Source organism: Pedococcus dokdonensis, assembly GCF_900104525.1.
Lineage (GTDB): Bacteria > Actinomycetota > Actinomycetes > Actinomycetales > Dermatophilaceae > Pedococcus > Pedococcus dokdonensis.
The window spans coordinates 611,885-626,772 of the sequence record NZ_LT629711.1; the positions used below are offsets into that span (position 1 = coordinate 611,885).

Genomic DNA, 14,888 nt, shown 5'->3' on the forward strand with positions numbered 1-14,888 from the left:
GGGTGTTCATCGTCAGGTCACCCTAGAGGAGGAGGGTCGTGCCCGGCTCCTTCGCAACGCGCAAACGTATGCTGCGCCCATGCCCTCCGCCGACCCGCCGCAGCCTCGTGCTGCCCCGGACCAGGGACGGCCCCGGGGTCGGAACCGGCGTGGGGCCGCGGGGCGGAACCGGGCGCGGCAGCGGCCGGAACCACGCAGACCGGACATCCCGGTCCCCGAGCTGAAGTACCCACCCGACCTGCCGGTCGTCGCGCGCAAGGACGACATCGCGGCCGCCATCCGCGACCACCAGGTGGTCGTCGTCGCAGGTGAGACGGGGTCGGGCAAGACCACGCAGCTGCCGAAGATCTGTCTCGAGATCGGTCGCGGGCGGGCCGGCCTGATCGGGCACACCCAGCCGCGGCGGATCGCGGCCCGCTCGGTCGCCGAGCGCATCGCCGAGGAGCTCGAGGTCGGGCTGGGCGGGGCGATCGGCTACCAGGTGCGCTTCACCGACCAGAGCAGCGACAACACCCTCGTCAAGGTGATGACCGACGGCATCCTGCTCAACGAGCTGCAGCGCGACCGGATGCTGCGCAAGTACGACACGATCATCATCGACGAGGCGCACGAGCGGTCGCTCAACATCGACTTCATCCTGGGCTACCTCAAGCAGCTGCTGCCCCGGCGCCCCGACCTCAAGGTCGTCATCACCTCGGCAACGATCGACCCCCAGCGCTTCGCCGAGCACTTCGGCGATCCCGGGACGGGCGAGCCGGCGCCGATCATCGAGGTGTCGGGGCGCACCTACCCGGTCGAGGTCCGCTACCGCCCGCTGGTCGACCCCGAGCGACCGGAGGCCGACGAGCGTGACCAGGTCACCGCCGTCTGCGAGGCGGTGGAGGAGCTGTGGACCGAGCGGCCGGCGGACGGGGCCGGGCACGACATCCTCGTCTTCCTCTCGGGGGAGCGCGAGATCCGCGACACCGCCGACGCGATCGAGTCCATGAAGCTGCCGCAGACCGAGGTGCTGCCCCTCTATGCACGGCTCTCGTCCGCCGAGCAGCACAAGGTCTTCGGGCGGGCCAGCGGGCGACGGATCGTGTTGGCCACCAACGTCGCCGAGACGTCGCTGACCGTCCCCGGCATCCGGTATGTCGTGGATGCCGGCACGGCGCGCATCTCGCGGTACTCCCAGCGCACCAAGGTGCAGCGACTCCCGATCGAGCCGATCTCCCAGGCCAGCGCCAACCAGCGGGCGGGTCGGTGTGGTCGCCTCGCCGACGGGATCTGCATCCGGCTGTACTCCGAGGACGACTACCTCACGCGACCCGAGTTCACCGACCCCGAGATCCAGCGCACCAGTCTGGCCTCCGTGATCCTCCAGATGACCTCGTTGGGTCTGGGTGACGTCGCGCGCTTCCCGTTCGTCGACGCCCCCGATGCCCGCCAGGTGGCGGACGGGGTGCGCCTGCTCGAGGAGCTCGGCGCGTTCGACGGGGAAGAGGGGCCGCGGCGTGGGGCGCGCCGCCTCACCGCACACGGGAAGTCGTTGGCCCGGCTGCCGGTGGACCCGCGCCTGGGCCGCATGCTGATCGAGGCCGGCCGACTCGGCTGCGTGCGCGAGGTGCTGGTCATCGTGGCGGCCCTGTCGATGCAGGACCCGCGCGAGCGGCCTGCCGACAAGCAGACCCAGGCCGACCAGTCGCACGCCCGGTTCCGCGACGAGCACTCCGACTTCGTCTCGCTGCTCAACCTGTGGGCCTACCTCAAGGACCAGCAGAAGGCGTTGTCGCACAGCGCCTTTCGGCGGATGTGCCGCTCGGAGTTCCTGCACTACCTGCGGGTGCGCGAGTGGCAGGACCTGCACAGCCAGCTCCGCAAGGCCTGCCAGGACCTCGGGATCGACCCGCGGGCCGCGACCTCGGCGAAGGGCGAGCCACCGAACGCGGACCTCGTCCACCAGGCCATGTTGGCGGGGCTGTTGTCCCACATCGGGCTGCGTGACGAGGCCAAGCGCGACTACCTCGGTGCGCGCGGGGCCCGGTTCGGCATCTCGCCGGGATCGACGCTCTTCCGCCGCCAGCCCACCTGGGTGATGTCTGCCGAGCTCGTCGAGACCACCCGGTTGTGGGCGCGCAGCAACGCCAGGATCGACCCGGTCTGGGCCGAGCGGTTGGCCGGGCACCTCGTGAAGCGGACCTGGTCGGAGCCTCGCTGGTCGCGCAAGCAGGGTGCGGTGGTGGCGACGGAGCGGGTGATGCTCTACGGCATCCCGCTGGTCGCGGCCCGCACCGTGCAGTACTCGCGGATCAACCCCGAGGAGTCCCGCGACCTGTTCATCCGCCATGCCCTCGTCGACGGTGACTGGGACACCCATCACCAGTTCTTCACGGCCAACCAGGCCCTGTTGCGACGGCTCGCCGAGCTCGAGGAGCGGGCCCGCCGTAGGGACATCGTCGTCGACGACGAGGACCTGGTGGCGTTCTACGACGCCCGCGTGCCGGCCGACGTGGTCTCCCAGCGCCATTTCGACCGCTGGTGGAAGGACGCCCGCAAGGACACGCCGCAGCTGCTCACCTTCACCGAGGACCTGCTGACGCGGGACTCCGCCGAAGGGGTGTCGGCGCAGGACTACCCGCGCACCTGGACCCAGGACGGGCTCGAGCTGCCGGTGACCTACCAGTTCGAACCCGGGGCGGCCGCCGACGGTGTGACCGTCCACGTCCCGGTGCAGGTCCTCAACCAGCTCACCGACGACGGTTTCGACTGGCAGGTGCCGGGGTTGCGCGAGGAGCTCGCGACCGCGCTGATCCGGTCGCTGCCCAAGGCGACCAGGGTGCACTTCGTGCCGGCCCCGGACCACGCCGCGGCAGCACTGGCCGAGGCGCACCCGGGTGGCGGGCGGCGCCTGGCGGACGAGCTGGCCCGGGTGCTGCGCGCCCGGACCGGCTTCGCGGTCCCACCTGAGCAGTTCGCCGCAGAGCGGGTGCCCGACCACCTGCGCATCACCTTCGCCGTCGAGGACGGCAGGGGCCAGGTGCTGGGCAGCGGCAAGGACCTCGCCGCGCTGCAGGAGGAGCTTGCTGGCCAGGTGCAGCGCCGGATGTCCCGGGCCGGGGCGGCGATCGAACGAAAAGGACTGCGGCAGTGGGACTTCGGCGACCTGCCGAAGACCTTCGAGTCGACCTCAGGAGGTCGGACGGTGCAGGGCTTCCCCGCCCTGGTCGACCGTGGCGGGAGCGTCGACCTCGTCGTCATGGCGGGGGAGCGTGAGGCCGAGGCGGCGACGACGCTCGGGGTGCGCAGGCTCCTGCTGCTCAACACCACGGCCCCGTGGAAGCGGGTGCTCGCCTCTCTCGGCAACGCCCAGAAGCTCGCGCTCGGCAACAACCCGCACGGCTCCGTGCCCGCCCTGTTGGAGGACGCGTTGGCCTGTGCCGTCGACGCCATCGTGCTCGAGCGCACCGACCTCGACCGGGGCGGGGTCCGGGACGAGGCCGCCTTCGACGAGGTGCTCGCGGCGGTGCGCACCCATGTCGCGGCGCGCGTGCTGACGGTCGTGGGTGAGGTGGAGCCGGCCCTGTCCGCGGCCAACGGGGTGCGGGTGCGGCTCGACGCCATGACCGCACCGACCGTGGCCGCGCTGGTGGCCGACGTGCGGGCCCAGCTCGACAGCCTCGTCTACGCCGGCTTCGTCGCCGACACCGGCCTGGCGCACCTGCCCGATTTGCGCCGCTACCTGCGGGCCATGCTCCAGCGCCTCGAGAAGGCCCCGTCGTCGCCGGCCGCGCTGAGCCGCGACGCGGCCAACCAGGAGGTGGTCGACCGGGTCGAGGTCGCGTATGCCGACCTGCTCGACTCCCTGCCCGTGGTCGAGCGGCGCTCCGAGCCGGTCCGGGCTGTGGGGTGGATGGTCGAGGAGCTCAGGGTGAGCTTGTTCGCGAACGGTCTCGGCACGGCATACCCGGTGTCCGAGAAGCGGATCCGCGCGGCCATCGCCGCCCTCGGCTGAGCCGGCAGCACTCCCTCTCGGGCCGACGACGAAGGCCCCGGCCACCAAGGGTGGTCGGGGCCTTCGTACGGCGATCAGGTCAGGCGAGGTGCACGTTCTCGTGGCCCTCGGTCGACAACGACTCGTGCTTGACGTTGAGGAAGCCGAACGTGATCAGCGAGCCGACCAGGATCATCGCGCCGGCCACCAGGTAGGCGTGGCCCGACCCGAAGGTCTGGGCCTGCAGCGCGATCTGGTGCTGCGCAGCCTGGAGCTGCTCCGGGCTGAGGGCTCCGGAGGCGGCCTTGGCCTGCAGCGCGGCGCCGAGCTCGGCACCCTTGTCCTTGGCGCCGTTCGCGAACACGGTGCTGAGGGTGGCCAGGCCCAGGGCCCCACCGACCTGCTGCATGGTGTTGAGCACCGCCGAGGCGACGCCGGAGTCCTCCGACGCGACGCCGGCCGTGGCCGTGAGCGTCATCGGCACGAAGGTCAGGCCCATGCCGACCGCGAGGACGGTGATCCAGGGCAGCAGCGCCGTGGCGTAGGAGCTGTCGACGTCGAGCTGGGCGAACCCGAACATGCCCCCAGCAGCGAGGAGCGTGCCGACACCGGAGATCCAGCGCGGGTCGACCCGGGTCATCAGTGTGGACGCGATCTGGGCGGCGACGACGATGCCGAAGGAGAACGGCAGGAACGCGAAGCCGGACTTCAGCGGCGAGTAGCCCAGCACCTGCTGGATGTAGAGGCCGAGGAAGTAGAACATCGCGAACATCGCGGCACCGACGATGAGCATCACCGCGAAGGAGGTTCCGCGGGTGCGGTCGGCCAGGATGCGGATCGGCATGAGGGCGTGGGTGGAACGCATCTCGACGAGGACGAAGGCGACCAGCATCGCGACACCGGCGATCAGGGTGGTGAGGGTGGTGGCCGAGGTCCACGAGTCGCTGGCTGCGTTGGTGAGGCCGTAGACGAGGGACACGAGGCCGCCGGTGCCGAGGATCGCGCCGGGGACGTCGATCCGGCCGGTGCCGCGCGCCGACTCGGGAAGGAATCGGGGGGCGAGGAAGGCGACGAGGAGGCCGATCGGCACGTTGATGAACATCGTCCAGCGCCAGTCGATCTCGGTCAGGGCGCCACCGAGGATGAGGCCCACGGCCGCACCTGCACCGGACATCGCGGCATACACGCCCATGGCGCGGTTGCGCGCGGGGCCGGCCGGGAAGGTGGTCGTGATCAGGGCGAGGGCGGTGGGTGACGCGAGCGCCGCCCCGATGCCCTGCAGGGCCCGCGCGCCGAGGAGCATGCCCTCGGTCTGGGCGATGCCGCCGAGGAAGGACGCGCCGGCGAAGACCAGCACGCCGGTCATGAACACCTTGCGGCGACCGAAGAGGTCACCGAGGCGGCCGCCGAGGAGCAGCAGCCCACCGAAGGCCAGCGTGTAGGCGGTGACGACCCACGAGAGGTTCTCCTGGGTGAAGCCCAGGTCGGTCATGATGTGCGGCATCGCGATGTTCACGATCGTGCCGTCGAGCACGACCATCAGCTGGGCCGCGGTGATGACGGTGAGGGCGATGCCGAGGTGGCGGCCCTTGCCGCTCGGGGCGGCGTCCGGTTCAGGCGTCGAGACGGGCTCGACGACAGCAGTCGAAGACATGGGTGTTCCTTGGTGTGTGGGTGGTGTGGGTGGGCTGTGCTGGGCTGGGTGGAGCGGTGGGTCAGTCGCGCTGCAGCGTCGCGGCGCAGGCGGGGAGGACGACGCTGTCCACCAGGGAGATGAGGCGCTCGGCTGTCGGGTGGGTGCCCGACAGCATCGCCTCGTGGATGGTGATCGCCGGCAGCAGTCGTGCCAGCAGCTCCAGGTCGGCGCCCTTGCCGATCTCGCCGCGCAGCTGGGCCGCGCGGAACGTCTGGAGCGTGACCGCCATCTTGGGCGCCATCAGGCGCGTCATGATGGCGTCGCGCAGCTCGGGGTCGCGGTGCAGCGAGCCGAGCAGTGCCGCGAAGACCTGCAGCGGCAGGTCCTCGCCGATCCCGCCCTTGGCACAGGCCTGCGCGATGAGGTCGCCGCGCAGTGAGCCGGTGTCGGGGTACTGGTCGGCCTCGACGCCGATCATCAGCTGGAGCGCGTCGATGACGAGGTCGACCTTGCCCGGCCAGCGGCGGTAGAGGGTCGCCTTCGACGCCTTGGCCGCAGCGGCCACGGCATCGAAGTTGAGCCGGTCGTAGCCCACGTCCGCGAGGGTGACCAGCGCGGCCTCGAGGATCTCCCGCTCGCGGTCACCCTCGACCCGGGGACGGGTGCGCGCCGGTTCGGCGGACTCCTGGGTCTCCTGGGCGGTGGTGGTGCTGGTGGGTGTCATGGCTGCTTCCGGTGTGCCGGGTGGTGCGATGGATGGAACGAAACTGTTTCGTTTCATCGAACCGTACGCCCCGGTCGGCCATTCCGCCACCTCACAGAATGTGACCGGAGTCACATCGAGGTCGGTCCACGACCTCCCGACGGTGGTGGAGGTGGTCGGCGGAATCCCCTGCCATGCTGAGGCGTTGGCACTGTACGAACGAACCGAGACCCAGCCCTGCTGGGACGACCGCTGGAGTAGCCGTGCTGAACCCGTCCGAGCTCTACCACTTCGAGACCGACACCGACCCGCAGGAGCTGCGGGCGTCGGTCATGATCGTCGCGCTCGGCGGATTCATGGACGCGGGTCACACCCAGCGGCTGCTGACCGACCACCTGCTGGCGACCAGCGAGTCCACGGTCGTGGCCTCGTTCGACACCGACCAGATGGTCGACTACCGCAGCCGTCGGCCCGCGATGGTGTTCGACTCCAACCGCTGGCTGAGCTACGACGACCCGTGCCTGGCCCTGCACCGCCTCGTGGACCGCGACGGCACCCCCTACCTGCTGCTGACCGGCCCGGAGCCCGACTTCCAGTGGGAGCGGATGACCGAGGCCGTGCGCCAGCTCGTCGTCCTGCTCGGCGTCGACCTCGTCGTCAGCGCGCACGGCATCCCCATGGCCGTCCCGCACACTCGCCCGATCGGCCTCACCTCCCACGCGACCGACCCACGGCTGATCCCGTTGCAGGACAACCCGTTCGGCCGGGTCGAGGTGCCGGCGAGCCTGTCGTCGCTCCTCGAGCTGCGACTCGGCGAGTCTGGTCACGACGCGCTCGGGTTCGCGGTGCACGTGCCGCACTACCTGGCGCAGGCCGAGTTCGCCGACGGTGCGGTCACGGCGCTCAACGCCATCACCGCGGCCACCGGGCTCAACCTGCCGATCGACGACCTGGTCGCGCAGGCCGGTCTCAACCGGGCCGAGATCGCCCGCGAGATCGAGGGTTCCGACGAGGTGTCGCAGGTGATCGCCGCGCTGGAGCGCCAGTACGACACGTTCAGCGAGGGCCGCCAGAAGCCCAGCCTGTTGGCCACCGACGTCAGCGAGCTGCCGTCGGCCGACGAGATCGGCGCCGAGTTCGAGCAGTTCCTGCGCGAGGTGGCCGACGACGACAGCAACGGCGAGGGCCACCCGAGCTGACCGCGGCAACCCCGCAGCACGACGAAGCCCGGCCCGCACCACCTGGTGCGGGCCGGGCTTCGTCGTGTCGAGGCCCTAGACCTTGGCGTGCTTGGACCGCGAGAAGCTGTAGATGCCGTACGCGGCGAATCCGATGGCCATCACCACGAGCAAGACGGTGCCGAACGGCTCGTCCCGCAAGGACTTGAGCGCCCCATCGAGCCCGGTCGCCTCCTTGGCCCGCTTGTGCACCCCGGCGGCGATGAACAGGACGCCCACGATGCCGAGTGCAACGCCCTTGGCGAGGTAGCCCACCCGTCCGGCGCGGGTGGCCCAGGTGCCCGGGTGGTCCTGGAGGTCCTCGAGGAATTTCTTCGTCCAGCCCTTGTGGACGTGGTAGATGCCGACCCCGATGACCGCGATGCCGACGATGATCACCAGGGTGCGACCGCCCGGCTTGTCGAGGAGCTTCGAGGTGAAGTCGACGGTCTGGCTGCGGCTGTTGGAGGACTTGCCGGTCGCGAACCGGAACGCGGACCACGCCAGGGCGAGGTAGACGACGGCCTTGCCGACCGCCTTCGCGCGGCCGCCCCAGGCCTCCTTGTCGCCACCCGGGTGTCCCACGACGGCGTCGGCGAGCTGCCACAGGGCCAGGCCCAGGAAGCCGACGACGCCGATCCACAGCAGCACCTTGCCGAGGCCGTTGCCGGCGAGCGAGGCGAGGGCGCCGCTCTGGTCGGCGTTCTTGCCACCTCCGCCGAAGGCGACCTGCAGGGTGATCCAGCCGATCAGCAGGTGGAGCAGCCCGCTGACGGCGTATCCGACGCGGGCGGCGCCCTCGAGGGCGGGGTGGTCGGCGGCCCTGGAGGCTGCCTGCTTGACGTCCTGGTGATCCATGGCACCACCTAACCACTCATCGCCGCAGGTCAGGGGGTTGTCGCCGAGGTTCGTCGGCGGACTCGCCAGATCCTCTAGTCCTTGGCCTCGGACCAGCGGTGGATGATCGAGGCGTCGGCCACGAACCGCACGCGGGAGGAGCCGGTCCACCGCCGGGCGCTGTCGGTGAGCGCCTGCTCCAGCCGGGCGCGGGCCTCCTCGGCGTGCTGAGCGGGCACGTGGACGAGGAGCTCGTCGTGCAGGCACAGCACGATCTGGGCACCCAGGTCGCGGGTGGTGGCGCGGACGGTGGCAGCCCAGGCCTTGAACAGCTCGGCCGCCGAGCCCTGGATGACCGCGTTGCGGGCGAACCGGCCCCGGGCGGCGTCGTAGGCGGCCGCGGACTCGGCCGGGACGTCGGCGAGGACGGCGTCGAGGCGGATCAGCCGTCCACCGAAGGTGCGCAGGGGCTCACGACGCAGCCCGGCGGCATACGCGGCGTCGAGGTAGCCCATCGCGACCGGGTAGGTGCGCTCGAGGTCCTTGAGGGCCTCGCCGGCCGCCCCGCTGCGCTGGCCGTACATCGCTGCGAGGACGGCGATCTTGGCCACCGGGCGGTCGACTCCGAGGGCCGCGGCCACGGGGGCGTAGAGGTCGTCGGCCCGGGTGGCCGCGGCGAAGGCCTCGTCGCCGGACACCGCGGCGAGCACGCGGGGCTCGATCTGGCCGAGGTCGGCCCGGACGAACAGGTGGCCTGGGTGGGCGGCAACCGCCGGCCGCAGAGCCGTGGGGAGGTTGTGCAGGCCGTTCTGGGCGGTCATCCGCCCGGCGGCGCCGTCGCAGGCGGTCCAGCCGCCGCGGAGCCGGTCGTCCGGACCGACGTGGGCATCGAGCCACGGGTAGCCGTAGGTCGTGGCGATCCGTTCGGCCTTGCGCCACTCGAGCAGGGCATCCACGACCGGGTGCGTGTCGCGGAACGGCTCGAGCACCCACTTGCGGGTGTTGGGGACGACGACGCCCACCGAGGCAAGGAGCTCCTTGACCTGCACCGGGTTTCGCAGGTCGGTCGTCTCGCGCCCCGGCGTGTGGCGCAGGACGGTCGTGTCGCGCTCGGCCCGGATGCGGCGCGCGTGCGCTTCGTCGGTGGGACGGGCACCCGCGGCCTCGGCGATCATCTGCTCGGCCGTGGCCCGGTCGACGGGGAGGCCGTCGCGGGCCAGCTCGAGGCACAGGAAGGCCGCCGCCGACTCGGACCGCGCTGCCGCCACGGCGCGGGGTCCCACCTCGGCCAGGGCGGACTGCTGGGCGCGGGCGCACTCCAGGGCCGTGCGGGCCCAGGCCAGGAGCGTGTCGTCATCGGGGTGCCAGCCGTCGGTGCCGGCGTCGGGGTCGAGGTAGCCGTCAGGCCGCACCACCCGGCCGAGACCGACGTCGGACAGCTCTGGCATGGGAGCCGCCGCATCGAAGTCGAACAGGTCGCCGCGGGTCGCCTCCGGGAGGCCGGCGCGGTCGAGGCCACGTGCGGTGGCCCACGCCACCTGGGGTGTCGCCTCCCAGCCGCCCGCGAGCAGGCGGTGCGCCTCGGCGACGTCCCAGCACCGGGCCACGGGCACCGCGGCACCGGCCAGTGCGGCGGCATCCGCGCCTGCGGACCACCAGACCCACCGCACGTCACCGGCAGCCTCCAGCTCAGCGGCCCGTCGTGCCAGCTCGGCGACCGGCCCGACCGCTTCGGGGCCGCTCGTCCCGAGCGCGCCTCCCTCGGGTCTGGCGTCCGGCGCGTCGCCCACGAGGGCCGCGCGACCCCCCGGGGCGGTGACGAACGCGACGAGGGCAGCCATGGCGCGCACATCCTCGCACCCGGCGCCGACGGTGCCGCGCAGCGCTGCGGGGAGCGGGGTGGGAAGCGGGGTGGGAAGCGGGGTGGGGAGCGGGTGGGAAGCGCGTGGAAGCGGGTGGGAAGCGGGTGGGAAGCGTGGTCGGGAGTGCGCTGCGGAGGGTGCCGGTTCAGTGCTCCACCAGACCCGATCCTTACCCAAACTGGGGCAGAGTGCTGAGAACTGGACAGCTCCCACCGGAGCCCCAGGACGCATCCCCAAACCAGGAGGAAACCCCATGCACCACCGTTCCCCGCACGGACGTGGCCTCGCGCTCGTGGCGGCCGGAGGACTCTTCGCCGCCTCGATGCTCGCCGCGGGCTCGGCCACGGCGACCCCCGGCACCAGCGCCACCACGACGGGCACGACGACCGGCACGACGACCGGCACGAGCACCGCGAACACGTCGACGCCGGTGCCGGTCCCGACCCCTGACGGCTACCTGATGAGCTATGTCGTCAACGCCAGGTCGGCCACCGCCACCCAGACCGAGCGCGTCGAGCGGGCCGTCGTCGCGGCCCACGGCGTGGTCGTGCAGTCCTGGCCGCAGATCGGCGTCGTCGTCGCGCACTCGGACCGTCAGGCCTTCCGCGCCGACGTCGTGCGGCTCGGTGGCTCGGCAGTGGCCTCGGTCGGTGCCTCCCGCACCGCGGCGGTCAAGGAGGGCACCCCCGGCAGCCCGGCGGCGAAGTCGTCGTCGTCGGCGGACACCCAGCGTTCCGCGGGCCGTGCCAAGGCTGCCGGCGTCGAGTCGGCGACCGCGGTGGCTCCGGACCCCCGCGAGTCGGAGCAGTGGGACATGGTGCAGATCAAGGCCGACCAGGCCCACCAGATCACCGACGGGGACCGCTCGGTCGTCGTCGGCGTGCTGGACAGCGGCATCGACCCCGACCACCCCGACCTCGCCACCAACATCGACGTCGACGACTCGGTGAGCTGCGTCGACGCGGGGGTGCCCGACCAGTCTGCCGGTGCGTGGCACCCCACGACCTCCGACCACGGCACCCACGTCGCGGGCACCATCGCGGCGGCCCGCAACGGCGTCGGCATCGTCGGTGTCGCGCCCGGTGTCCGGCTCGCCGCGGTGAAGGTGGTCAACGACGACGGCTTCATCTACCCGGAGTACGCGATCTGCGGCTTCATCTGGGCCGGCGTGCACAAGATGGACGTCACCAACAACAGCTACTACATCGACCCGATGGAGTTCTGGTGCGACGACCAGCCCGACCAGGCGGCCGTGCGCACCGCGGTCGAGCGGGCCGTGACGTGGTCGACCAAGCGGGGTGTCGTGCACGCCGCCGCCGCCGGCAACTCGGGCAAGGACCTGGCCAACAAGACGACCGACAGCGCCAGCCCCAACGACACGACGCCGATCCCGCGTGAGATCAACAACGGCTGCAAGGACATCCCGACCGAGCTGCCGGGCGTCGTGACCGTGTCGGCGACGACCCAGTCCGTGGCGCTGGCATCGTTCAGCAACCGCGGTCGGGGCGTGATCGACGTGGCCGCACCGGGTCGCACGATCCTCTCGACGGTGGTGGCGAACAACGGTTACGGCACCAAGAGCGGCACCTCGATGGCCTCGCCCCACGTGGCCGGGGTGCTCGCGCTGATGAAGTCCGCGCACCCGCTCTGGTCACCCCAGAAGATGATCACCAAGCTGCGGGCCCAGGCCGAGGACCACATCTGCGCCCCGGCGGAGAACAACGCCGGGCCCGCGTGTGTCGGGCCGATCCGCGACAACAGCTACTACGGCGAAGGCGTCGTGGACGCCCTCGCGGCGGTGCGCTGACGCCATCCGCCGACTCGTCCGCACCCCCTTCGTCGGTCCGGCCGACGGAGGGGGTGCGGCCGTCAGGCCTGGGTCTTGAGCCGGACCTGGCGCTTGATCCGGCTCAGCATGCCGACCATGCCGCGCAGCCGCAGCGGTGAGACCGCCTCGCCCAGCGAGAACCGGTACGGCGCGTCCTCGGGCACCGCGAGCACCTCGTCGACCGTCAGCCCGTCGAGCCCCTCGTGCAGGATCCCGGCAAACCCTCGCGTCGTCGGCGCCTCGGCCGGTGCCGAGAAGTAGAGGTGCACGGCTCGGCTACCGGGATCGACCGGCTCCTCGTCCACCTCCACGGCCAGGAAGATCGGCGACTGGCACTCGTGGACCTGCTCCATCTCACCCAGCCGGCCGGCATACCGCTCGGGCAGCTCGGGCAGCCCCTCACTGAACTCCAGCAGCAGCTCCAACCGTTGCGGAGCAAGGAGATCGGCGAAGTCGTCGGCGATCTCCTGCATCGCCGCCGGAAGCTCGGCACGGGTCGGGTCCTGAGTCACTGGCTCACTTCTCCACCGGCACGCGGACCGCGTTGCCCCACTCGGTCCACGACCCGTCGTAGTTGCGCACCGAGTCGAAGCCCAGCAGGTGGGTGAGGACGAACCAGGTGTGCGAGGACCGCTCACCGATGCGGCAGTAGGCGATCGTGGCGTCGTGGGGGTCCAGGCCCTGCTCCTGCAGGTAGATCGCCTCGAGCTCCTCGCGCGACCGGAAGGTGCCGTCCTCGTTGGCTGCCCGCGCCCACGGCACCGACTTCGCGCCGGGGATGTGGCCGCCGCGCATGGCGCCCTCCTGCGGGTAGTCGGGCATGTGCAGCAGCTCGCCGGAGAACTCACCGGGGGAGCGGACGTCGACGAGCGGTCCGCCGAGGTGGGCCAGCACGTCGTCCTTGAACGCGCGGATCGGCGCGTCGTCGCGCTGCACCACCGGGTATGCCGCGTCGCCGGCTAGCGCCTCGACCTGCGGCACGTCCTTGGTGAGCTCGCGCCCCTCGGCGATCCACTTCGCGCGGCCCCCGTCGAGCAGCCGCACGTCCTCGTGGCCGAACAGGCTCAACACCCACAGGGCGTAGGCGGCCCACCAGTTGTTCTTGTCGCCGTAGATGACGACCGTCGTGTCGCGGCGGACGCCGCGCGCGGACATCACCGCGGCGAACTGCTCGGCATCGACGTAGTCGCGCATCACGGGGTCGTTGAGGTCCTGGTGCCAGTCCAGCTTGAGCGCCCCCGGGATGTGTCCGGTGTCGTAGAGGAGCACGTCCTCGTCGGACTCGAGGACGACGACGCCGTCCGGGCCGCCGACGGTGCCGGCGGCGATCTGGTCGGCGAGCCAGTCGGTGCTGACGAGCCGCTCGGGGTGGGCGTAGGCGGAGAACGAGGAGGGGGCAGTGGACGGGTCGGTCGACTCAGGCATGTCCCAAGGCTAAACCTGCTGGTCAGCATGCCCCGTGGCAGGATGGCGAGCACAGCTGCGGCCGGGCCTCGGCGCCGCGCAGGACACACGACTCAGGGAGATTCGGTGGGGTTCCTCGGAATGGGCAAGGACGAGCCGGACGCGAGACCGGCGTCGGCGCTCGAGCAGGCCAAGGCCCCTCGGGAGGACTCGGGGATGTTCGCCGGGGCCGTCACCGGGCTGATCGAGAACCTCCTCGACGTGGGGATCGACGGCAAGGGGCCGTTCGACTCCGCCCAGAAGGTCGCCGACGTGAAGCGGGCCGAGAAGCCCGATGCGGAAGAGGCCGTCGACGCGGTCGTGCGCGGCCACCTCAAGCTGGCTGCCGCGGGCGGCTTCGTCACCGGGCTGGGCGGTTTCGTGACGCTGCCGGTGGCCCTGCCCGCGAACGTCCTCGAGTTCTACGTCGTCGCCACGCGCATGGTCGCGTCGATCGCGTCGCTGCGGGGGTACGACATCAAGCAGCCCGAGATCCGTTCGGCCGTGCTGCTGACCCTGGTCGGCGCGGACGCCGACGACCTGCTGAAGAAGGCCGGCGTCGTCACGACCGGTCGGCTCTCCAACCTCGCGGCCCAGCGACTGCCCGGGCCGGCGATGATGGTGGTCAACAAGGCGGTCGGCTTCCGGCTGCTGTCGACGGCCGGCAAGAAGACCCTCTCGCGGTTCGGCAAGGGGGTGCCGGTGATCGGTGGCGTGATCGGCGCCGGCCTCGACGGGTTCCTGCTCAAGAAGATCGCCGACCACGCACGCCACGAGTTCCCGCCACGGGCGCAGGGGCACTGACCGTGGTGGCCGCCGCAGCCACGATCCGGGCGGCCCCCACGGAGCCCGCCACGCCCGCCACGGCCGCCACTGCGGCAGGGGTGCGGAATTCGCGCGGCCGGTGGGTCGTTTGCACCGTGTCCGGGCCGGTTGGTGTCCGGGAGCGAGGAGAAGTCCCATGGCCATGAACCGATTCGGTGCCCTGCGCACCATCGCCACCGCGGTGCGCACCGCCACCCGCCCGGGTTCACCCGGCGTGGGGGAGCGGCTGATGAGCCTGCCCAGGCTGTTCGCGGCGACCTTCCGCGGTGAGTATGCCGGGACGAGCCGCGGCCGGTTGCTGATGGTCCTCGGGGCGGTCGCCTACGTCGTGTCGCCGATCGACCTGGTCCCCGAGCTGGCGCTGTCCGTCTTCGGGCTCGCCGACGACGCCGTCGTCGTGTCGTGGATCGCCGCGAGCGTGGTCAACGAGACCGAGTCCTTCCTCGCGTGGGAGCGCCGTGGCGCGGCCGCGCGCGAGACGGTCTCCGGCAACGTGGTGCGGTAGACGCGCTCCGCTGGACGCCGCTGGACGCCGCTGGACGCCGCTGGTGACGGGCTCCGCCG

The 14,888-nt window shown here is 71.7% G+C and carries 11 protein-coding genes; 5 read left to right on the forward strand and 6 right to left on the reverse strand.

Going from position 1 to position 14,888, the window contains the following annotated elements; all coding sequences use genetic code 11:
• Positions 1-79: 79 nt before the first annotated feature.
• A complete protein-coding gene (gene hrpA, locus BLQ34_RS03025; RefSeq protein ID WP_091781296.1) occupies positions 80-3,994 on the forward strand; it encodes an ATP-dependent RNA helicase HrpA in 3,915 nt (1,304 codons plus the stop codon).
• A gap of 79 nt (positions 3,995-4,073) precedes the next feature.
• On the opposite strand, the gene BLQ34_RS03030 is transcribed toward hrpA, so the two are convergent.
• Together BLQ34_RS03030 and BLQ34_RS03035 are read right to left on the reverse strand one after the other, a co-directional pair.
• The gene (locus BLQ34_RS03030) at positions 4,074-5,627 is read right to left on the reverse strand and encodes a DHA2 family efflux MFS transporter permease subunit (RefSeq protein ID WP_091781299.1); all 1,554 of its coding nucleotides are present in this window, start codon (positions 5,625-5,627) and stop codon (positions 4,074-4,076) included.
• A 61-nt stretch (positions 5,628-5,688) separates the two neighbouring features.
• Positions 5,689-6,333, reverse strand: a complete 645-nt coding sequence (locus BLQ34_RS03035) for a TetR-like C-terminal domain-containing protein (protein WP_091781302.1) — start codon at positions 6,331-6,333, stop codon at positions 5,689-5,691.
• A gap of 242 nt (positions 6,334-6,575) precedes the next feature.
• Between BLQ34_RS03035 and BLQ34_RS03040 the strand changes: the two genes are divergently transcribed.
• Complete coding sequence (locus BLQ34_RS03040) at positions 6,576-7,511, forward strand: PAC2 family protein (RefSeq protein ID WP_091781305.1); 936 nt, start codon at positions 6,576-6,578, stop codon at positions 7,509-7,511.
• Positions 7,512-7,586: 75 nt separating this feature from the next.
• On the opposite strand, the gene BLQ34_RS03045 is transcribed toward BLQ34_RS03040, so the two are convergent.
• Entirely contained in the window at positions 7,587-8,387 is an 801-nt protein-coding gene (locus tag BLQ34_RS03045) for a DUF1206 domain-containing protein (protein ID WP_091781309.1), read from the reverse strand.
• A gap of 74 nt (positions 8,388-8,461) precedes the next feature.
• On the reverse strand, positions 8,462-10,207 hold the full coding sequence (locus tag BLQ34_RS03050) for a DNA polymerase (protein ID WP_091781312.1): 1,746 nt from the start codon (positions 10,205-10,207) through the stop codon (positions 8,462-8,464).
• A gap of 274 nt (positions 10,208-10,481) precedes the next feature.
• On the opposite strand from BLQ34_RS03050, the gene BLQ34_RS03055 reads away from it, so the two are divergent.
• The gene (locus tag BLQ34_RS03055) at positions 10,482-12,035 is read left to right on the forward strand and encodes a S8 family peptidase (RefSeq protein WP_091781315.1); all 1,554 of its coding nucleotides are present in this window, start codon (positions 10,482-10,484) and stop codon (positions 12,033-12,035) included.
• A gap of 62 nt (positions 12,036-12,097) precedes the next feature.
• Here BLQ34_RS03055 and BLQ34_RS03060 read toward each other — a convergent pair whose 3' ends face one another.
• Together BLQ34_RS03060 and BLQ34_RS03065 are read right to left on the reverse strand one after the other, a co-directional pair.
• A complete protein-coding gene (locus BLQ34_RS03060) occupies positions 12,098-12,529 on the reverse strand; it encodes a SufE family protein (protein ID WP_091781318.1) in 432 nt (143 codons plus the stop codon).
• A gap of 43 nt (positions 12,530-12,572) precedes the next feature.
• On the reverse strand, positions 12,573-13,481 hold the full coding sequence (locus BLQ34_RS03065) for a sulfurtransferase (protein WP_091781321.1): 909 nt from the start codon (positions 13,479-13,481) through the stop codon (positions 12,573-12,575).
• A 105-nt stretch (positions 13,482-13,586) separates the two neighbouring features.
• On the opposite strand from BLQ34_RS03065, the gene BLQ34_RS03070 reads away from it, so the two are divergent.
• A complete protein-coding gene (locus tag BLQ34_RS03070; RefSeq protein ID WP_231961418.1) occupies positions 13,587-14,303 on the forward strand; it encodes an EcsC family protein in 717 nt (238 codons plus the stop codon).
• A 157-nt stretch (positions 14,304-14,460) separates the two neighbouring features.
• Complete coding sequence (locus BLQ34_RS03075) at positions 14,461-14,829, forward strand: YkvA family protein (protein WP_091781326.1); 369 nt, start codon at positions 14,461-14,463, stop codon at positions 14,827-14,829.
• Positions 14,830-14,888: the final 59 nt, after the last annotated feature.